Below are 21,036 nucleotides of genomic sequence, written 5' to 3' on the forward strand. Positions count from 1 at the left end.
TAAAGGCAAAGAACGCCTTTTATTCTCAGGCGTCTTATGCTGGGCCCGCAGGACGCGGGTCATGCAGGCGTTGCCACAGGATGTGGCGTTTTTAGCCTGCGTACCTTAATTGGGCAAGCCGCTTCCGCTTTTCTATTTTCTTTTTGGAAACGGACGTTCTATAATTGATATTATAAAAGTTTCTTTCTAGTGCGGAGCCGGCGGGGGAGGTTCAGATTCCCTGCAAGGCTTTGTGCCCGGAACGACGGATTAAGGGTGTGAGTTTATGTCATTTATTCACCTTCATGTATATAGTGCATACAGCCTGCTGACAAGTACCGTTTCGGTTGAACAGCTTGTGGCGCGGGCAAAGGAGAAAGGCTTCCGTGCCATTGCCTTGACAGACCGGAATGTGATGTATGGTACGGTTCAATTTTACAAGGAATGTCTCAAGCATTCTATTAAACCAATCATCGGCCTTTGCGCAGATATTGAATCAGGGGCTGGGGAAAAGGGACCGAGCCCTTTAGTTCTCCTGGCCCAAAACCAGGACGGCTTCCAGAACCTCCTGAAAATATCGAGCACTCTTCAAACGAAAGCGGACGGGGGAATCCCTGTCAAATGGCTGAAGCATTATTCCTCAGGGCTTATTGCACTTACACCGGGCCTTGAAGGAGAAATCGAACAGTATATTGCGGGCGGTGAAGAAGATAAGGCGCTTGAATCCATTCGCCTCTATACAGAGATTTTCGGAAAAGACCGGTTTTATCTGGCCTATCAGGATCATGGCCTTCCGGAAGAAAAGAAGATATACAGGAAGCTGAAGGAAATGTCTGTGAAGCATGGCATCCAGACCGCTGCGGCAAACCAGGTGTTTTATGCCGAAAAAGAAGATGCTTTTGCCCAGGAATGCCTTCTGGCCATCAAAAACGGCGATAAACTGCAGGACGAAAACCGCTTCCGTCTTCTTAGTAATGAATATTATCTTAAGACAGCAGAAGAAATGTCAGAGGTTTTCACAGAAAGTCCTGAAGCTTTGGGGAACACCATTAAAATTATGGAGCAGTGCAATGTCATGCTGGAGCTTGATAAGAAGCATCTGCCAAAATATCCTGTTCCGGAGGGGGATGCAGATACCCTGCTGGAAGAACTGTGCTGGAAAGGATTTGAGGAACGCTATCCTGATGCTTCGGAGGTTCACCGCAAACGCCTTCTATACGAGTTAGGCATCATTAAAAAAATGAAGTTCAGCGATTATTTTCTGATTGTCTGGGATTTTATCAAATTCTCCAGGGAAAATGGCATCCTTACTGGCCCTGGCCGGGGATCAGCGGCCGGATCCATGGTGTCGTACGTCCTTTATATAACCGATGCGGATCCAATTGAGCATGAGCTTCTGTTTGAGCGCTTTCTGAATCCCGAGCGGATATCCATGCCTGATATCGATATAGATTTTCCAGACCATAGGAGAGATGAGGTCATCAAATACGTCGCAAAAAAATACGGCGAGCTCCATGTGGCCCAGATTATTACGTTTGGCACGCTGGCAGCCAAAGCGGCAATGCGGGACACAGGAAGGGTGTTCGGCCTGAATGCAAAAGAGCTTGAGCAGGTTTCGCGCCTGATCCCGTCCCGCCCAGGCACAAACCTGAAAACAGCCTACAAAGAATCAGAACAGCTGCGTGCTTTTACGGCAGAATCCAGCCTGAATAAGAGGTTATTTGAAACAGCGCTGAAAATTGAAGGGCTTCCAAGGCATACGTCAACACATGCTGCAGGTGTGGTTATCAGCGAATTTCCCCTCGTTAATGTGGTTCCAATCCAAGCGGGCCATGAAGGAGTCTACTTGACGCAATACTCAATGGAGCATTTGGAGGATGCCGGCCTATTAAAAATGGACTTCCTCGGGCTGCGCAATCTTTCCCTTATTGAAACGATTTTATCCTCCATACAGCGGAAAACAGGAAAGAAACCCGATATAAAAAAGATTCCCCTGGATGATGAAAAGACATACAGACTGCTGAGCTCCGGGGAAACGACAGGTGTCTTCCAGCTTGAATCCGATGGGATGCGGAACGTGCTCAAGAAGCTGAAGCCGACCAGATTTGAAGATATCGTGGCGGTCAATGCATTATACAGGCCGGGGCCGATGGAAAATATCCCATCCTTCATTAACAGAAAGCATGGGAAGGAGCCGATTTCTTACCCGCATCCTGACTTGAAGCCATATTTAGAGAAAACTTACGGGGTCATTGTCTACCAGGAGCAAATCATGCAGATTGCTTCCAAGATGGCCGGCTTTTCTTTGGGGGAAGCAGATTTGCTGAGAAGGGCTGTCAGCAAAAAACAGAAGGATGTGCTGGACCGGGAGAGGGCCCATTTTGCCTCAGGTGCCGTGAATAGCGGCTATGACGAGAAAACAGCCCAGGAAGTTTATGACCTGATTGTGCGTTTTGCTAATTATGGCTTTAACAGAAGCCACGCTGTCGCCTATAGCTTTATCGCTTACCAGCTTGCTTATTTGAAAGCTAATTACCCATTGAACTTTATGGCGGCACTCCTTTCGCAGGCTTCAGGCAATGAAGACAAGCTTGCCCAGTATATCCGTGAGCTGAAGCATCTGGGGCTCACGCTTCTTCCGCCATCAATCAATTCGAGCGGCTATACCTTCCAGGCGGAGAGCGGCGGCATCCGCTACAGCCTTGCAGCAGTGAAAGGGATAGGCGCATCAGTCCTGAAGGATGTCTTCCACGCCCGGAGGCAGAAGCGTTTTGAAGACTTGTTTGATTTTTGCATAAGGGTTCCGGCAAAATCAGCATCCCGAAAGGTTCTCGAGGCATTTGTCCATTCGGGCAGCTTTGATGAATTCGGGGAGGACCGGGCTGTTCTGCTTGCCACTCTGGATATAGCGATTGAGCATGCAGAGCTGGTTAAGCCAGATGAGTCCGGCCAGGAGGATTTCTTCTCTGAAGATGAATTTTCCATCAAGCCGAAGTACGCGGAAAATGACCCCATCCGCATTGAAGATAAGCTTCAGTATGAAAAAGAGTATCTGGGCCTGTATCTGTCAGACCACCCTGTTTCCGTGTACGCTTCCAGTTTTGCTTCCCTCGGTGTCACACAGCTGGCAGATATGGAACCAGGCAGCAGGAATATAAGAACTGCGGCTTATCTATCTGAAGTTAAAAAAATCAGGACGAAGAAGGGGGAGGCCATGGCTTTCCTGTCCCTGAATGACCAGAGCGGAGAAATGGAGGCAGTCGTATTCCCTGCGGTATATAAGAGAGATTCGGCACTTCTGAAGCAGGGAGCTATTCTCCTTCTGGAAGGAAAAGCCGAGGAGCGGGATGGAAAGAGGCAGTTTATTGTGAACCGCGCGGCAGAGATGGGACAGGCTGCAGCAGAAGCAGGCAAGAGTGAGAGGACATTATATTTGAAGGTCTCCGAAGATAAAGAAACACCTGAAGGCCTGAAGGAGCTCAAAGCTATTCTGGGGAGGAATCCTGGATCTGTTCCGGTCGTCCTTCATTATGCAGGTTCCCAAAAGACGATCCGCCTGGCAGAAGGGAACGGAGCAGATGCCTCTGAAAAGCTGCTCAAAGATCTGGGCAGCGTGCTCGGCACTGAAAATGTAATTATAAAATAGTGGGATTCTTGCCTGTTACAGGCAGGAATTTTGCTTCTTCCGGCAGAAAGGTTACAGCAGCAAGTCGTCCTGAAATTAGGCAGAAACGGACGAAAATACGTCATTTGGACCGGTTGTTTTGTCTTTACATCAAATCAGGATATGTTATATTGGTAAATAGATTGACTGGTCTGACCACTAAAATAAGTATTTAATAATATAGCAAATGAAACCTTTTCTGCATAAACGAAGGAGTGAGCCGTTTTGACACTAAGAGAAGAAGCTTTGCATATGCACCGCGAAAACCAGGGAAAGCTGGAGTCGAAATCCAAGGTCCAGGTACGTAATGCCAAGGATCTGAGCCTTGCTTATTCGCCGGGAGTGGCTGAGCCGTGCAAGGCGATATATGATAAACCGGAAACAGTATATGAGTATACAATGAAGGGCAATATGGTTGCTGTAGTATCAGACGGGACAGCCGTGCTTGGACTCGGCAACATCGGCCCGGAGGCTGCGCTTCCTGTAATGGAAGGGAAAGCGGTCCTTTTCAAAAGCTTTGCAGGCGTTGATGCATTTCCCATCTGCCTGAATACAACCGATATTGATAAGATCGTTGAAACTGTAAAGCTTCTTGAGCCGACCTTCGGGGGCGTCAATCTGGAGGATATTGCGGCTCCTAATTGCTTCGTGATTGAAGAAAGGCTGAAAAAAGAAACCAATATCCCGATCTTCCACGATGACCAGCATGGCACAGCAATCGTGACAGTTGCAGGGATGGTCAATGCCCTTAAGCTAGCCGGAAAGAAGATGAATGAGGTCAAAGTCGTAGCCAATGGTGCAGGCGCTGCCGGAATTGCCATCATTAAGCTCTTGTACAGCTATGGCGTCAGGGATATCATCATGTGCGATACAAAAGGCGCTATTTATGAAGGCCGTCCGCAGGGCATGAATGATATTAAAAATGAAGTGGCGAAATACACGAACCGCGACAATAAGCAAGGAAGCCTGGCGGATGTCATCGTCGATGCAGACGTATTTATTGGAGTTTCTGCAGAAGGAGCTCTGACATCAGATATGGTCAGGACAATGAAGCAGGACCCTATTATTTTTGCGATGGCCAATCCTAATCCTGAGATCATGCCTGAAGAAGCAAAAGAGGCAGGTGCCATGGTAGTGGGCACCGGAAGGTCGGATTTCCCTAACCAGGTGAACAATGTCCTTGCTTTTCCTGGAATTTTCCGCGGAGCCCTTGATGTAAGGGCAACACATATAAATGAGAAAATGAAGGTGGCTGCGGTGGAAGCAATCGCCAGCCTGGTCAGCACCGAAGAGCTGACTGCCGACTACGTCATTCCGGGGCCATTTGATCCAAGAGTTGCGCCGGCGGTGGCTGCAGCGGTAGCGAGGGCAGCAATGGAGACTGGCGTTGCCAGGATCAAAGTGGATCCAGAAGAAGTAAAGGCAAAAACAAGCAGACTTGCAGTCATTGGAAAAAGTGAGTGATCAGAGAGCGTGAATTTGTCGGAAGGCTCCAAAGTATATGTTGAAATCGTGAAAGAATTAAGATCGATGATCCAGGAGGATGGCTTGAAGCCCGGGGACAAATTGCCTTCTGAACGGGAACTGACAGAGCGTCTGAATGTCGGGCGCTCTTCCGTCCGAGAAGCGCTGCGTGCGCTTGAACTGCTTGGCCTTATTGAGACAAGGCGCGGGGAAGGGACATTCATCCGTGACTTCAGGGGGCACCAGCTTGTACAATTATTGAGCACATTCATCCTGCAGGATGAAAGATCAAAGCATGATGTCAGGGAAACAAAGTACCTGATTGAGATGGACTGCCTGTGGCTGGTCATGCGCAAGGCAGAAGATGCCCAGCTTCTGAAGCTGCGGAAGTGGGTGAATTCATCCGCTTTTGCAGATGATGATTTTTTTTACAAAATTGTCAGCCTGGCGGATAACCATCTGTTCATCAGAATGTGGCTGATCCTGAAGGATTATTACAATTCACTGCATCTGCAAGGGGCGGATGCCGGACTCGAAGACTATACCGGTCTTATCGATGCTCTTTCTACCCGCAAAGAATCCGAAGTCAGGAGAGTGTACCGGGAGTTAAGGAAATTGTCGATTCCGCGGTGACAGTTTTTTGCAGATTCTGCAACACGCTTGTTCTATATTGATAGGGACAAACATACGAAGCACCTGAAAAGGCTTCGTTTTTTAGGGCAGTGGTCTGACCACTGGCTCTTAAGCAGTATTTAAGTACATTGGGACTAATAGTTCCTGAGGCATTTGCCTGATATTAATTGCTTATGTAACGAATGGGGGAGGTTCACCTTGCTTAAAGATATATTCAGTAAACCAAAAAAGAAGAAATATGCAACCATACCTTCGGAAACCGCAAAGCATGATGTTCCAGAGGGAATTATGACGAAATGTCCTAATTGCAAAAAGATCATGTATACGAAAGAGCTGTCAAAGAATTTAAAAGTGTGCTTCCACTGCCAGCACCATCATTCCATGAATTCCCGTGAGCGGCTTAACAGTTTCCTTGATCCGCATACTTTTGAAGAGCTGGATGGAAATATGATTTCTGAGAATCCGCTTGGTTTTCCTGATTATGTGGAGAAGCTGGAGAAGGATCGCAAGAAGACAGGCATCAATGAGGCTGTCGTAACGGGGACTGGTGAAGTAGAAGGCATGAAAGTCTCTGTAGCTGTAATGGATTCAACTTTCCGGATGGGAAGCATGGGGTCTGTTGTCGGGGAGAAAATCACCCGGGCGATTGAGAAAGCGGATGAGCTGTCTGTTCCGTTTATCATTTTCACTGCTTCAGGCGGCGCAAGGATGCAGGAAGGGGTCCTCAGCCTTATGCAGATGGCCAAGACGAGCGTTGCACTCAAACGCTTCAGCGATAATGGCGGCCTGATCATCTCGATCATGACTCATCCTACCACAGGAGGCGTTTCAGCAAGCTTCGCCTCACTGGGAGATTACAATTTGGCAGAGCCGGGAGCATTGATCGGCTTTGCGGGCCGGAGGATCATTGAACAGACGATCAGGGAAGAACTGCCTGAGGATTTCCAGACTTCTGAATTCCTGCTTAAGCATGGCCAGCTTGATGCAGTGGTGCCAAGGCCGGAACTAAAGGAGAAAGTAGCTAACATACTCAGCATTCATCAAGGAGGTGACTTCGAATGGTAGGAGAACTTGAATTTGAAAAGCCTGTCGTTGAACTGAAAAAGAAAATTGCCGAACTTAAGGATTTTACTAAAAATGCAGAAGTCGACCTTTCTGACGAAATAACCAAGCTTGAGAACCGCCTTGAGAAGCTGGAGAAGGATATTTATGAGAATCTGAAACCTTGGGACAGGGTGCAGATTGCACGCCATCCTTCACGGCCGACGACGCTTGATTATATATCCCACATCTTTACTGACTTTTTTGAGTGCCATGGAGACAGGGCGTTTGGAGATGATGAAGCGATTGTCGGAGGTATTGCGAAATTCAGGGGACTTCCTGTCACAGTCATCGGCCAGCAGCGCGGCAAGGATACCAAGGAAAATATTCGCAGGAATTTCGGGATGCCTCATCCTGAAGGATATCGCAAGGCCCTCCGCCTGATGAAGCAGGCAGAGAAGTTTGGCCGTCCGATCATTTGCTTCATTGACACGAAAGGCGCTTATCCCGGGAAGGCAGCAGAAGAGCGGGGGCAGAGTGAAGCCATTGCCCGCAACCTGTTTGAGATGGCTGGCCTCACAGTGCCTGTCCTTTGTGTCGTCATCGGTGAAGGCGGGAGCGGGGGCGCCCTTGCATTGGGAGTCGGGGACCGTATTATGATGCTTGAAAACTCCACCTACTCCGTCATCTCACCAGAAGGGGCAGCAGCAATTCTCTGGAAGGATGCAGCCCAGGCGAAAAGGGCGGCAGAGTCAATGAAGATCACCGCTCCGGATCTGAAGGAGCTGGGAGTTGTTGACAAAGTGATCCCGGAAATCAAAGGGGGAGCCCATAAAGATGTGAGGGGACAGGCCTTCGAAATCGAAAGCATTTTGTACTCCGCACTGAAGGAATTGAAAGGCTTGCCAGTGGAGCAGCTTGTCAGCCAAAGATATGATAAATATAAGTCAATCGGGGAATACTCGTTTTTGAATGACTATATTGGGGTAAATTAAAAAACGTGCTTCCAGCACGTTTTTCTTTTACTCAGTCGTGAAAGCAGTCAGTTTTCGGATTAAACGCTTTCATTTTAGCGATAATTCCGTCTTTTGCTGTTTCGTGCATGATTAAGTTGAGATAGACCATTCTTCATGGTATTTTAGAAATATTCCCTGCTATTATGTTTATAATAAGAGGGTATGGACTATCCTCTCAAATATATATTTCCTATTTTATCCATTTACATAGTTTGTTGCTATTGACAATTAATGAGGTGATTATGTTGAAACGAATTGGCGTATTAACTAGCGGAGGGGACGCTCCTGGAATGAATGCAGCTGTCCGTGCCGTAGTCCGAAAGGCAATCTTCCATGAAATTGAAGTATATGGCGTTTTCGGCGGATATGCAGGCTTGATCAGCGGAAATATCAAGAAACTTGAGCTCGGTTCAGTCGGCGATATTATTCACCGCGGCGGCACAATGCTCTATTCAGCAAGATGCGAAGAGTTCAAGACAAAAGAAGGACAGCAAAAGGGGATCGACCAGCTCAAGAAGCATGGTATTGACGGCCTTGTCGTAATCGGCGGGGATGGCTCCTACATGGGCGCCAAAGCCTTGACTGAGCAAGGATATCCATGTGTAGGGGTGCCGGGCACAATCGATAATGACATTCCTGGTACAGAGTTTACAATCGGCTTTGATACGGCTCTGAATACAGTAATTGATGCGATTGACAAAATCCGCGATACAGCTACGTCTCATGAAAGGACCTTCATCATTGAGGTTATGGGCCGTAATGCAGGCGATATCGCCCTATGGGCTGGCCTTGCAGGCGGAGCGGAAACCATTCTGATCCCGGAAGAAAATTATGATATGAATGATATTGCAGAACGCCTGAAAAAAGGGAATGAGCGCGGCAAGAAGCACAGTATCATCGTGGTTGCCGAAGGTGTATGCAGCGGCCATGAGTTCGGAAAGCAGCTGAAAGAAGCCACCGGCACTGATAACCGGATTTCGACACTGGGCCATATCCAGCGCGGCGGATCTCCGACTGCTTTTGACCGTGTACTTGCCAGCAGGCTCGGCGCAAGAGCTGTGGAATTGCTGCTGGATGGCAAAGGCGGCCGTGCAGTAGGCATGGAGCAGAATAAATTGGTTGATTATGATATTATTGAAGCATTGGGCAGAAAGCACACTGTCGACCTTGACTTGTACAAACTGTCACAGGAGCTTTCCATTTAAAAAATGGCGGAGGCTTGCGAGGAAGCCTCCCCGCCTTTTTCATCCGGGCCGGCTCAGGATCGGATTCAGCAGCCGGGATGCCTGGATTATAAACGCATGGCTTGCAGAAGCAAGCCCAGGCACAGTAAGTGGAATCTGACTGTGCAAATATATCAGGAGGTTTGTGAAATATGCGCAAAACGAAAATCGTTTGTACGATTGGCCCTGCCAGTGAAAGTATTGAGAAATTGACACAGCTGATTGAAGCTGGAATGAACGTTTCCCGTCTGAATTTTTCACACGGAGATTTTGAAGAACATGGAGCGAGGATCAAAAACATCCGCGAAGCTTCAAAAAGCACTGGCAAGACGGTCGCAATCCTGCTTGATACAAAAGGACCTGAAATCCGTACAAACAATATGGAAAACGGGGCAGTCGAGCTTGAAGCCGGAAATAATATCATTGTTTCAATGAATGAAGTTCTGGGGAATGCGGATAAATTTTCTGTTACATATGCTGGATTGATTGACGATGTCCATACAGGCTCTAAAATCCTGCTGGATGACGGCCTGATTGGATTAGAAGTAACAAAGATTGATAAGGCAAACAGTGAAATCCATACAAAGATTCTCAACAGCGGAACTTTGAAAAATAAAAAAGGCGTTAACGTTCCTGGCGTTTCTGTAAAGCTTCCAGGGATTACAGAGAAGGATGCGAATGATATCCTTTTTGGAATTGAGCAGGGAGTAGACTTCATTGCGGCATCATTCGTGCGCCGTGCTTCGGATGTTCTGGAAATCAGACAGCTGCTTGAAGATAATAATGCTTCACATATCCAAATCATCCCTAAGATCGAAAACCAGGAAGGCGTCGACAACATCGATGAAATCCTTGAAGTATCAGACGGTCTGATGGTAGCCCGCGGTGACCTTGGCGTTGAAATTCCTGCAGAAGAGGTTCCTCTTGTGCAAAAAAGCCTGATCAAGAAGTGCAATATTCAAGGCAAGCCTGTTATTACTGCTACACAGATGCTTGATTCCATGCAGCGCAATCCGCGCCCTACGCGTGCAGAAGCAAGCGATGTCGCCAATGCGATCTTTGACGGCACTGATGCCATCATGCTATCCGGTGAAACAGCAGCAGGCACATATCCGGTAGAAGCAGTGCAAACGATGCACAATATCGCTTCCCGTGCAGAATCAGCGCTTGATCATAAAGAAATCCTTTCCAACCGAAGCAAGGATAACGAACATAATATCACAGATGCAATCGGCCAGTCTGTGGCACATACAGCATTAAATCTTGATGTGAATGCGATCATCACCCCAACAGAAAGCGGCCATACAGCAAGGATGATTTCAAAATATCGTCCGAAGGCTCCGATTGTTGCGGTAACTTCCAAAGAATCTGTTACACGCCGCCTTTCATTGGTTTGGGGTGTATATCCTCAGGTTGGACAGGAAGCTTCTACAACGGATGATATGCTCGATTCAGCTGTACAGGAAAGCATGAACAGCGGACTTGTGGGGTCAGGCGACCTGGTTGTCATCACTGCAGGCGTCCCTGTTGGCGAGGCAGGTACAACGAATCTTATGAAGATCCATGTGATTGGCGATGCTGCACTGAGAGCACAGGGCATCGGCCGCAAATCAGCGTTCGGCAAAGTGGTTGTCGCAAAGGATGCGAAAGAAGCAATCGAAAAGGTCACTCAAGGCTCTATTCTTGTCACAGTCGGCTCAGACCGTGATATGGTTCCAGCCATTGAAAAATGCAGTGCCCTGATCACTGAAGAAGGCGGATTGACAAGCCATGCAGCTGTTGTCGGCCTGAATCTTGGAATCCCTGTCATCGTGGGGGCGGAAAACGCCACTTCCATTTTCAAGGATGGCCAGGAAATCACTGTCGATTCACGAAGAGGCATTATCTATAATGGACATGCAAGCGTCCTGTAAGTAAGAAAGAGAAGAAGGGTTTTGCTGCCCTTCTTCTTTTTTTTCAAAAATATTCATATTCTTGGTCCGCAGCTCCTGCATAATTGGTCTTTTAGACCATACAGTTTTATAATAGGGACAGGCAGGTATTTTAGAAAACGTGCTTTCTGGCATGTAATCCATCACCTGTTCAAGACTGGAGGAAAAGAAATGCGCTATATTCTTCTGCTGTTGATCATCATCCCGGCAGCTGAAATAGGAGTTTTGCTGCTGTCAGGGAAGGTCATCGGTGTATGGCTGACCATCCTGCTCATCATTTGTACAGGCCTGCTGGGTGCTTACCTGGCAAAAAAGCAGGGGCTTGAGACAATCCGCAGGGTACAGGAACAGCTCGGGCGCGGCCAGCTTCCGGGAGATGCGGTCCTGGATGGCATCTGTATCCTTGTCGGCGGCACGCTGCTCCTGACGCCCGGATTTATTACAGATATAACTGGTTTCCTTCTGCTGCTGCCCCCTTCAAGGATATTCTTCAAAAATATCCTGATGAAAATCTTCAGGAGCAGGATCCAAAGAGGAAATATTAAGATTATCAGATAGAAAGAAAGTCTGCCCTGGAGCAGCGGGTTCCTTACCTCCCCGCTGCCTGGATGGCAGACTTTCTTCTTTACATTGCCTGTTCATACAGGCTTTCTTCGGTCATTCCCTTTAATGTAAAGCCACAAATCCCTGAAAACGCCTGCCTTATGGAGGGTCGTGATGATAACTAGGACTACAGGGCCGGCGATGAGGCCAAGAAAGCCGATTGTCTTAAAGCCGACAAACAAAGCAACCAGGGTAGCAAGCGGATCCATGCCAATGCTTGAGGAGAGCACCTTCGGCTCCATCACCTGCCTTTGTACGAGCACGATGACATATAATACTCCGAGACCGACTGCGGTGCTCATTTCTCCTGCAATGGCCTCGTAAATGATCCATGGGACAAAGATAAGGCCGGTGCCCAGGTAAGGGATGATGTCGACGATCCCTGTAACGAGGGCAATTGTGATGGCATAATCGACACGAAGGATGAGCAGCCCGATTAAAATGATGATGGCAGTGATAGAAACCAGAGTGGCCTGTGCTTTGACAAACCCGAATAAGGCCTTTTTCAGATCGGTGAAAACTGTTGCACTGCTGGCTTTTGCTTTTTCAGGCAGCAGCCTGTTCCCCAGGATGGATAGCCTGTACCAGTCTTTGCTGATAAAAAAAGTAGCCAAAAGGGAAAAAATCACGACCGATGCAGCATTAGGGAACCAGGAAAGGATATTAGGAATCTTTTCGAAAAACGATTGTATAAAAGATCCTGCGGTCGCTCCGAACCTGGAGCCTACATTTTGGATATTGGCGAGGATGGTATCCTTTTGTCCTGTATCCAGGCTGTTGAACATACTGGTGAGCTGATTGTAAAGCGGGATCAGCTGTCCGGCAAAAAAGTCTTCGGCATATGTAATCAGGGTTTCAAGATGATTCGGGACCACCTGTGCCAGGTAGTCTGCACCAGAGACGATCTCGGCAATCAGCAGAGTAATAAGACCGGCAAAAAAGGCAAAAATAAGAATCAGGCTGATAAGCACAGCGAGGGCCCTTGGCATCCGCCCTTTCCTGACGAGGAAATTGACAAGCGGATTCATGAGGAACGCAATGGCAAATCCGATTATAAACGGATAGGTTACCTTTGAAATATAAAATAAACCAGCCAGGAGCAGGAGGACTGCTCCAATAACTACAATAAACCTTAGGGATCGATTCAGATAAACAGTATTCAAACCGTTTTTCCTCCTTGGGATATTCAAATTTGTGCTGGCGGTGCAGCCCTCTGCCAGAACTGCACATTTCAGCAGGCGTCACATCATATTTACGAAACTGGCTGGATTAAGATTCAGCACTGCTGGAAAAAATATGTTTTTGGGGCTGCCAATAAATAGACCTGGACTGCATCTAGTGACATATTCGTTGAAGGCGGCCCATTGTCCTGCTGCATATGCCGCAAAACGAAAAAGCGATTAAGCAGCACCAACAGCATCAGAATCAGGAAGAAGACCTGCCTGGAAAGCAATGTGACAGCATATGCGGATTTTAAGGCAAATCGATAAAAAACCTTATTTATATTATGTTAAAATAATGAAAATATGAAGGAAGGAAGAAGAACATGTCACAGTCGCTCATTTTTTTGATCCTGCTGCTGGCCATCGGGCTGGCTGCAAAAAATAACTCTCTTGTCCTCGCTGTCATGGTGCTGGTGGCCATAAAAGCCATAGGTGCAGATTCAAAAATATTTTCTGTGCTGCAGACAAAAGGAATCAATTGGGGAGTCACGGTCATTACGATTGCGGTGCTGGCCCCGATTGCAAGCGGTGATATCGGGTTCAAGGAACTTACAGCAGCCTTTAAATCGCCGTATGCCTGGATTGCCCTTATTTCCGGAATGGCAGTCGCACTGATTGCAAAAGGCGGACTGACACTGCTGACCGAGGATCCTCATATTACGGCAGCGCTTGTCCTTGGGACCATCCTGGCCGTATCACTGTTTAAGGGTGTCGCAGTCGGGCCATTGATCGGAGCTGGAATCGCTTACATGGCAATGAGACTATTTGAATTTCTAAAATAGTTTTCTCCAAAAATAATAATTTTTTCACATTTCGAGTGCCTTTTCGTTCACAAATATCAGATAATTGTTTATAATAGGACTTGTAAGCGTATCCTTTTGATAGTTTCCTGCCGCCAGAATCAGTAAAAGGCGGCAACGAAAAAATGAAAGCATTTTCTTTTTTTTAATACTGGTTCCGAGCAAGCGCTCGATATATCAGGCTTGCGGAGCTTTGTTCAAAAACCTGCAGCATCAGCTCTGCAGTCTATTACACAACAGGCTCGGTCGGGCTGAACAGAATGATCTTTTACCGGTGCTATTTTTGGACATGCCGGCATGTTTACAGGCATACCGGCAAGGGGAAAATCAATTTGTAAAGGAGAGGTTCATATGACAGCAACACGAGGACTTGAAGGGGTAGTGGCGACTACTTCCTCTATCAGCTCGATCATCGATGATACGCTCACTTATGTGGGATATAATATCGATGATCTGGCAGAAAATGCAAGTTTTGAAGAGGTAATCTATTTATTGTGGCACAGGAAGCTTCCGACTGCCAAACAATTGGAAGAGCTTAAGAACCAGCTGGCAGAAGATATGGAGCTTCCACAGGAAGTGCTTGAGCATTTCAAAATGTATCCGATTGATAAGGTGCATCCTATGGCAGCGCTGAGGTCAGCTGTATCCCTGCTTGGCTTGTATGATGAGGAAGCAGATGAAATGAATGAAGAGGCCAATTACCGCAAAGCTGTCCGCCTGCAGGCCAAAATGCCTGCAATCGTTACGGCATTCGCACGCGTGCGCAAAGGGCTTGATCCAATCGCTCCTAGAAAGGATCTCACTTTTGCTGCCAACTTCCTTTATATGCTTACTGGCAACGAGCCGGAAGATATCGCAGTGGAAGCTTTCAACAAGGCGCTTGTCCTTCATGCCGACCATGAATTGAATGCATCGACTTTTACTGCCCGTGTCTGTGTAGCGACATTGTCTGACGTATACTCCGGTGTCACTGCAGCCATCGGCGCCCTTAAAGGCCCTCTTCATGGGGGAGCAAACGAAGCTGTCATGAAGATGCTTACAGAAATCGGCGAATTGAATAACGTAGATTCATATATTCGTGAAAAGCTGGACAATAAAGAAAAAATCATGGGCTTTGGCCACCGTGTATACCGTAAAGGCGACCCGCGCGCCAAACACCTGAGGGAAATGTCTGAAAAGCTGACTCATCTGACTGGTGAGCCGCACTGGTACCAGATGTCAACACAGATTGAGGACATCGTGACAGGCGAGAAAGGCCTTCCGCCGAATGTTGATTTTTATTCTGCTTCTGTTTATCACAGCCTGGGAATCGACCATGACCTGTTTACGCCGATCTTTGCCGTAAGCCGTGTGTCCGGATGGCTTGCCCACATTCTCGAGCAATACGAAAACAATCGCCTCATCCGTCCGCGCGCCGACTATACAGGACCTGGCATGCAGACATATGTTCCGGTTGCTGAACGCGGATAATATAGTAAACAATTTTACTTTTCAGTAAAAAATTGATGTAATAGAAGAAGGGAATTCGGATGCCTCTTTATAGTGGGGATAGGATGGCAGCATGATAGAATGATAGGCTGTTCATTTCACTTCCGTTTCCTGGAGAAAACCGCGCACCGATCGGCATTCCGGCCAGCTTTATCGGGCTGGTCTCTATTGCCGGGATGAGTGTGCCGGCCTAAGCTTAAGAATTTGGAGGGAAAAACCATGCAAGGTGAAAAAATTACTGTAACGAACGGCGCTTTAAATGTACCTAACAATCCAATCGTCCCATTTATCGAGGGCGATGGAACTGGACCGGATATTTGGGCTTCAGCATCAAGAGTATTGGATGCTGCAGTTGAGAAAGCTTATAATGGTGAGCGCAAAATCGTCTGGAAAGAGGTTCTTGCTGGTGAAAAGGCATTCAACAAGACCGGTGAATGGCTTCCATCTGAAACACTTGAACTTATCAACGAATACCTGATTGCAATCAAAGGTCCGCTTACAACTCCAATCGGAGGCGGGATCCGTTCATTGAACGTTGCCCTTCGCCAGGAGCTTGACCTGTATGTTTGCCTGCGCCCTGTACGCTGGTTCGAAGGTGTTCCTTCTCCAGTCAAGCGTCCTCAGGATACTGATATGGTTATTTTCCGCGAAAATACGGAAGATATCTATGCAGGAATTGAATATGCAAAAGGCTCTGATGAAGTGAAGAAGCTGATCGGCTTCCTTCAAAACGAAATGGGCGTCAATAAAATCCGTTTCCCTGAGACATCAGGAATCGGCATCAAGCCAGTTTCTGAAGAAGGCACCAGCCGTTTAGTCCGTGCAGCTATTGATTATGCCATCAAGGAAGGCCGCAAATCAGTAACGCTCGTACATAAAGGCAATATCATGAAGTTCACAGAAGGCGCATTCAAAAACTGGGGTTATGAATTGGCTGAGAAAGAATACGGCGACAAAGTATTCACTTGGGCCCAGTATGACCGCATCAAAGAAGAGCAGGGCACAGAGGCTGCCAATAATGCACAGGCTGATGCAGAAGCTGCCGGTAAAATCATCGTCAAGGATGCCATTGCAGATATCTTCCTTCAGCAGATCCTTACACGTCCGCGCGAGTTTGATGTAGTGGCTACAATGAACCTGAACGGAGATTATATCTCTGATGCACTGGCTGCACAGGTAGGCGGCATCGGAATCGCTCCTGGAGCAAACATCAACTATGTAACAGGGCATGCAATCTTTGAAGCAACCCACGGTACTGCACCTAAATATGCAGGCCTTGATAAAGTCAATCCATCTTCAGTAATCCTGTCAGGCGTATTGCTGCTTGAGCATCTTGGCTGGACTGAAGCTGCAAACTTAATCGTCAAATCTATGGAAAATACAATCGCATCAAAAGTTGTGACATATGACTTTGCACGTTTGATGGACGGTGCGACAGAAGTGAAATGTTCTGAGTTCGGCGATGAGCTGATCAAGAACATGAAGTAAGAGCAGCAGGAATTTTACAGGAGGCCGGTTCTCATCTGAGGACGGCCTCTTACATAATCGGAATTATCCGGCCGCTGCCCTGCCAGCTGCAGGCTGCGTGCCAAACCATTCCTTAAGGGGGAACATGTCATGACATTGAAACGCAAAAAGATTTCTGTAATCGGCGGAGGATTTACCGGAGCAACGACAGCTTTCCTGCTCGCCCAAAAGGAGCTTGGGGATGTAGTCCTTGTGGATATTCCTCAAATGGAAAACCCTACAAAAGGAAAAGCGCTTGATATGCTTGAAGCAAGTCCTGTACAGGGCTTTGATGCCAATATAACAGGCACATCCAGCTATGAAGATACGAAGGATTCCGATATCGTGGTGATTACAGCCGGAATTGCCCGCAAGCCTGGCATGAGCCGCGATGACCTTGTTCAGACCAATCAAAAAATCATGAAAAGCGTCGCGCAGGAAATTGTAAAATATTCTCCTGACAGCTATATCATCGTCCTGACAAACCCGGTTGATGCTATGACCTATACAGTCTTCACAGAGTCAGGATTCCCGAAAAACCGTGTAATAGGCCAGTCGGGCATCCTTGATACGGCGCGTTTCCGCACATTTGTCGCCCAGGAGCTGAACCTTTCCGTTAAGGATATTACAGGCTTCGTCCTTGGCGGACATGGAGACGATATGGTTCCGCTTGTCCGCTATTCATATGCAGGAGGCATCCCGCTGGAAACATTAATTCCGAAGGACCGCCTGGATGCAATCGTTGAACGGACACGCAAAGGCGGAGGGGAAATCGTCAACCTTCTTGGAAACGGAAGCGCCTATTATGCTCCGGCTGCTTCTTTGGTGGAGATGTGCGAAGCAATCCTAAAAGATCAGCGGAGGGTGCTTCCTTCCATCGCTTATCTTGAAGGGGAATACGGTTATGAAGGCATTTATCTCGGCGTTCCAACCATCCTTGGAGCGAACGGAATTGAAAAGATCATTGAACTGGAACTGACAGAAGATGAAAAAGCTGCGCTGGATAAATCTGCGGAAGCTGTCCGGAATGTAATGGATGTGCTTGCTTGATATTCAATTAAATCGGGGGAATACCCCCGATTTTTTTAAAAGAAAATAACTGAATTATCAAACATAAAAATGAAAACGATTACAAAAATTAGGGGGTGCTCTTCCTTGCTTCTAGGAAAAAAACGCAAACTGGGCAGGAAAATAGACGAAATAACCGCAGGAGAAAAGCTTACATTGACAGAAAAAATCGAGGATAAGGATCTGCTGCTGTATCTTGGCTTGACCAATGATGCCAATCCTCTTTATATCCAGCATGACTATGCTTCCCAGACGCCTTATAAAAAACCGATAGTACCGAATATCATGCTGAATGGCATTATATCATCGGCCGTTTCAAAGTATTTGCCTGGACCTGGATCTCATATCCTTAAACAGGAGATTGAGTACCATAAACCTGTGTACCATTATTCTGTCATCGAATTTTTATTTTTGGTGGATGACGTAAACGAAAGCAGCCATACAGTAACAATCAAAGTGGAGGCCATCACGGAAGAAGGCGAACTCGCATTAAGCGGTTCTCTCCTTGTATGTCCTCCATACCGCCTGGAAGGTATGGAAGGCAGCGCATTGGAAAACTTTTAATAGATGAAAGATTTAGGGGACCTGGAATGGAAGCATTCCGGGTCTTTTTTATTTTTTGCTAAACCTCATGCCTGGATTGTCCATCTGCGGCGATACTCCCAGAAGGTGATATTGCTTATCCCGGAATATTCGTTATTGCTTTTCCTCCGGCACCATATATTATAATAGAGCTGTGGTACTTGGGGTTTTTACAGGGGTAATATAGATTATTGGAGGCCTTTATGGATAAAAAAGTGCTAGTAGTTGATGATGAACAATCCATTGTCACCCTTTTGGAGTATAACCTGAAACAGGCAGGATATGAGGTAATCACTGCAATGGATGGAGAATCCGGCAAGGATTGTGCCCTGCAGGAAAGGCCGGATCTGATCGTACTGGATCTAATGCTGCCGAAGCTTAATGGTATAGAGGTCTGCAAGCAGCTTCGCCAGGAAAAAATACATACACCCATCCTGATGCTGACTGCAAAGGATGATGAATTTGATAAGGTGCTTGGCCTGGAGCTTGGCGCTGATGATTATATGACAAAACCTTTTAGTCCAAGAGAGGTTGTTGCCCGGGTAAAAGCAATCCTGCGCAGGACCCAGCTGACGGCCGGGCAGCAGGAGCATGAAGAGGATGCTGATTCTATCCGGATAGGCGGCCTGAAGATCTTTCCGGAGCATTATGAGGCATATTTCTCGGAAGAACTGCTGGAACTGACACCGAAGGAATTTGAACTCCTGCTTTATCTTGCCCAGAATAAAGGCAGGGTGCTGACAAGGGACCAGCTGCTGAGTGCGGTGTGGAATTATGATTTCGCAGGTGATACAAGAATCGTGGATGTGCATGTCAGCCATCTGCGGGAAAAAATTGAAGAGAACACGAAAAAGCCGGCTTATATAAAAACAATCAGGGGTCTCGGCTATAAATTGGAGGAGCCGAAGGGCTGATGACTAAATTCCGAACAAGGCTCCTTTTTGCTTTGATCACGCTTATCATTGCCGTTTTGGTGGGACTGGGCCTCCTGCTGGGCCAGCTGTTTAAAAGCTATTATCTTAAGTCATTTGATGAAAGGCTCATCAAGGAAAGTGAGATGCTTTCTACATATATTGAGGACAGCGGGGGAATTGATGCGCTGAGCCAAAAAACCATCCTGGACTTTGGAGAGATGCTGGGCGTCCGTGTCACCATTGTCAATGGGGACGGCACCATCCGGTATGACAGCAAAGGTGAAAGGGAAGACATTGCTAGCAGGCATGAAGGAATTATAAAGGGGATCCTAAGCAAGACAGGGCGAGATGAGGAAGTCTTCGAGGTAGAAGGCGGCTTTGATCTGCATTATTACTGGAAGCCGATCATCCAGGGCGGAGAAAATGAAGGCTATATATTTCTCAGCTCACAGATGACAGAGCTGAAAAAAGCCTACAGGCAGATTTGGTGGATATTGACCGTCAGCCTCGGGCTTGCACTGGCAGTCATCATCCTCCTCGGTTCAAAGATCGCTGCGAGATACACAAAGCCAATTGAATCTGCTACAAACGTCGCCATTGAACTTGCAAAAGGAAATTACCGGGCAAGGACGTATGAGGACAATATAGATGAAACCGGAATGCTCAGCTCTTCGATCAATGTACTTGCCCGAAATCTGCAGGATATGGTCAAGGCCCAGGAGATGCAGCAGGACCGGCTGGGAACCCTGATTGAAAATATGGGCAGCGGCTTAATTTTAATCGACAGCAGGGGCTATATCAGCCTTGTGAATAAGCCATACTATGAAATTTTCGGCCTGGAGCCTTACGGCTATGTCGGCAATCTTTATTATGAAGTGATTGAACAGAAAGAAATAACCGACCTGGTTGAAGATATCTTTATGACAGAGCAGAAAACAAGAAAGCAAATGGTGATTCCTGTTGCGATTGAGCGTAAGCATTTTGAGGTGTATGGAGTTCCGATCATCGGAACAAATGATGTATGGAAAGGGATCCTGCTGGTTTTCCATGATATTACGGAATTAAAAAAGCTCGAACAGATGAGAAAGGACTTTGTCGCTAATGTTTCTCATGAGCTGAAGACACCAATCACCTCTATTAAGGGGTTTTCTGAAACACTGCTTGACGGAGCTATGAATGATAAAGCAGCGTTATCGGCTTTCCTGGACATTATATTGAAGGAAAGCGACCGCCTCCAGTCTCTCATCCAGGATCTGCTGGATCTCTCCAAAACAGAACAGCAGGGGTTCAGGCTTTCTATCCAGGAGATGGATCTTTCCGGCTTGCTTGGTGAATGCCTGGCGATATTGAAGGGAAAGGCAAAAGATAAAGATATTGTTATAGAGTATACAGATCAATCGGGAAATGGATGGATGAAGGGAGACCCGCACCGCCTCAAACAGGTGTTCATCAACCTGCTGACCAATGCCATCACTTATACTCCTCAGGGCGGAAAAGTATCCGTATTGCTCGAGGAAAAGGGAGATAAGGTTCAGGTTATGGTTAAAGATACAGGCATGGGAATCGAACAGGATGAAATTCCCCGGATTTTTGAGCGGTTCTACAGGATCGACAAAGCAAGGAGCCGGAATTCCGGAGGCACTGGCCTAGGCCTTGCAATCGTTAAGCATCTCGTTGAGGCACATAAAGGCAGCATTACGGTTGAAAGTGAAGTGGGGAAAGGGACAACTTTTAAGGTACAGCTGCACAGGGAAATTTCATAAATCGTACATAAGGGGATTTAAGTTTACACATTCTTTACATGGTATTTATTGTTCCTTAATATTCCATTGATACAATCATTTATGAAAAACCCCTTCATCCAAGGAGCCAAACCAGAAAGACGAAAGCAGACCCCGCTT

General features: G+C 47.0%; 16 protein-coding genes. 15 read left to right on the forward strand and 1 reads right to left on the reverse strand.

Annotated elements, in window-relative coordinates; all coding sequences use genetic code 11:
* Positions 1–265 precede the first annotated feature (265 nt).
* The 8 genes from dnaE (at position 266) to ACQCVH_RS00920 (ending at position 11,509) form a co-directional block, all read left to right on the forward strand.
* Positions 266–3,625, forward strand: a complete 3,360-nt coding sequence (gene dnaE / locus ACQCVH_RS00885) for a DNA polymerase III subunit alpha (protein WP_426834059.1) — start codon at positions 266–268, stop codon at positions 3,623–3,625.
* Positions 3,626–3,868: 243 nt separating this feature from the next.
* The gene (ystJ, locus tag ACQCVH_RS00890) at positions 3,869–5,107 is read left to right on the forward strand and encodes an NADP-dependent malic enzyme (RefSeq protein ID WP_426834060.1); all 1,239 of its coding nucleotides are present in this window, start codon (positions 3,869–3,871) and stop codon (positions 5,105–5,107) included.
* A gap of 66 nt (positions 5,108–5,173) precedes the next feature.
* A complete protein-coding gene (locus ACQCVH_RS00895; RefSeq protein ID WP_426834428.1) occupies positions 5,174–5,740 on the forward strand; it encodes a FadR/GntR family transcriptional regulator in 567 nt (188 codons plus the stop codon).
* A gap of 198 nt (positions 5,741–5,938) precedes the next feature.
* On the forward strand, positions 5,939–6,805 hold the full coding sequence (accD, locus tag ACQCVH_RS00900; RefSeq protein ID WP_224898459.1) for an acetyl-CoA carboxylase, carboxyltransferase subunit beta: 867 nt from the start codon (positions 5,939–5,941) through the stop codon (positions 6,803–6,805).
* Positions 6,799–7,776: an acetyl-CoA carboxylase carboxyl transferase subunit alpha gene (gene accA / locus ACQCVH_RS00905; RefSeq protein ID WP_426834061.1), complete on the forward strand. Its 978-nt coding sequence runs from the start codon at positions 6,799–6,801 to the stop codon at positions 7,774–7,776. The genes accD and accA overlap by 7 nt, the downstream gene beginning before the upstream one ends.
* A gap of 266 nt (positions 7,777–8,042) precedes the next feature.
* Positions 8,043–9,002: a 6-phosphofructokinase gene (gene pfkA, locus ACQCVH_RS00910; RefSeq protein ID WP_426834429.1), complete on the forward strand. Its 960-nt coding sequence runs from the start codon at positions 8,043–8,045 to the stop codon at positions 9,000–9,002.
* A 170-nt stretch (positions 9,003–9,172) separates the two neighbouring features.
* Positions 9,173–10,933: a pyruvate kinase gene (pyk, locus tag ACQCVH_RS00915; RefSeq protein WP_426834062.1), complete on the forward strand. Its 1,761-nt coding sequence runs from the start codon at positions 9,173–9,175 to the stop codon at positions 10,931–10,933.
* 189 nt (positions 10,934–11,122) lie between these two features.
* The gene (locus ACQCVH_RS00920) at positions 11,123–11,509 is read left to right on the forward strand and encodes an FxsA family protein (RefSeq protein ID WP_224898465.1); all 387 of its coding nucleotides are present in this window, start codon (positions 11,123–11,125) and stop codon (positions 11,507–11,509) included.
* Between the two features lie 80 nt (positions 11,510–11,589).
* On the opposite strand, the gene ytvI is transcribed toward ACQCVH_RS00920, so the two are convergent.
* Positions 11,590–12,717, reverse strand: a complete 1,128-nt coding sequence (gene ytvI, locus ACQCVH_RS00925) for a sporulation integral membrane protein YtvI (protein ID WP_426834063.1) — start codon at positions 12,715–12,717, stop codon at positions 11,590–11,592.
* A 383-nt stretch (positions 12,718–13,100) separates the two neighbouring features.
* Here ytvI and ACQCVH_RS00930 point away from each other — a divergent pair, with 383 nt between their 5' ends.
* The 7 genes from ACQCVH_RS00930 to pnpS all read left to right on the forward strand — a co-directional run bounded on the left by ACQCVH_RS00930 (position 13,101) and on the right by pnpS (position 20,898).
* The gene (locus ACQCVH_RS00930) at positions 13,101–13,559 is read left to right on the forward strand and encodes a DUF441 domain-containing protein (RefSeq protein ID WP_426834064.1); all 459 of its coding nucleotides are present in this window, start codon (positions 13,101–13,103) and stop codon (positions 13,557–13,559) included.
* A 369-nt stretch (positions 13,560–13,928) separates the two neighbouring features.
* The gene (gene citZ, locus ACQCVH_RS00935; protein ID WP_426834065.1) at positions 13,929–15,047 is read left to right on the forward strand and encodes a citrate synthase; all 1,119 of its coding nucleotides are present in this window, start codon (positions 13,929–13,931) and stop codon (positions 15,045–15,047) included.
* Positions 15,048–15,284: 237 nt separating this feature from the next.
* Positions 15,285–16,553, forward strand: coding sequence for an NADP-dependent isocitrate dehydrogenase (gene icd, locus ACQCVH_RS00940; protein ID WP_426834066.1), 1,269 nt, complete (start codon positions 15,285–15,287; stop codon positions 16,551–16,553).
* 129 nt (positions 16,554–16,682) lie between these two features.
* Complete coding sequence (mdh, locus tag ACQCVH_RS00945) at positions 16,683–17,621, forward strand: malate dehydrogenase (protein WP_224898477.1); 939 nt, start codon at positions 16,683–16,685, stop codon at positions 17,619–17,621.
* Positions 17,622–17,726: 105 nt separating this feature from the next.
* The gene (locus tag ACQCVH_RS00950; RefSeq protein WP_426834067.1) at positions 17,727–18,203 is read left to right on the forward strand and encodes a MaoC family dehydratase; all 477 of its coding nucleotides are present in this window, start codon (positions 17,727–17,729) and stop codon (positions 18,201–18,203) included.
* Positions 18,204–18,424: 221 nt separating this feature from the next.
* On the forward strand, positions 18,425–19,135 hold the full coding sequence (locus tag ACQCVH_RS00955) for a winged helix-turn-helix domain-containing protein (RefSeq protein ID WP_426834068.1): 711 nt from the start codon (positions 18,425–18,427) through the stop codon (positions 19,133–19,135).
* Positions 19,135–20,898: a two-component system histidine kinase PnpS gene (gene pnpS / locus ACQCVH_RS00960; RefSeq protein ID WP_426834069.1), complete on the forward strand. Its 1,764-nt coding sequence runs from the start codon at positions 19,135–19,137 to the stop codon at positions 20,896–20,898. The genes ACQCVH_RS00955 and pnpS overlap by 1 nt, the downstream gene beginning before the upstream one ends.
* Positions 20,899–21,036: the final 138 nt, after the last annotated feature.

Origin of the sequence: Bacillus infantis (assembly GCF_050107595.1) — a bacterium.
Taxonomy (GTDB): domain Bacteria; phylum Bacillota; class Bacilli; order Bacillales; family Cytobacillaceae; genus Bacillus_AB; species Bacillus_AB infantis_C.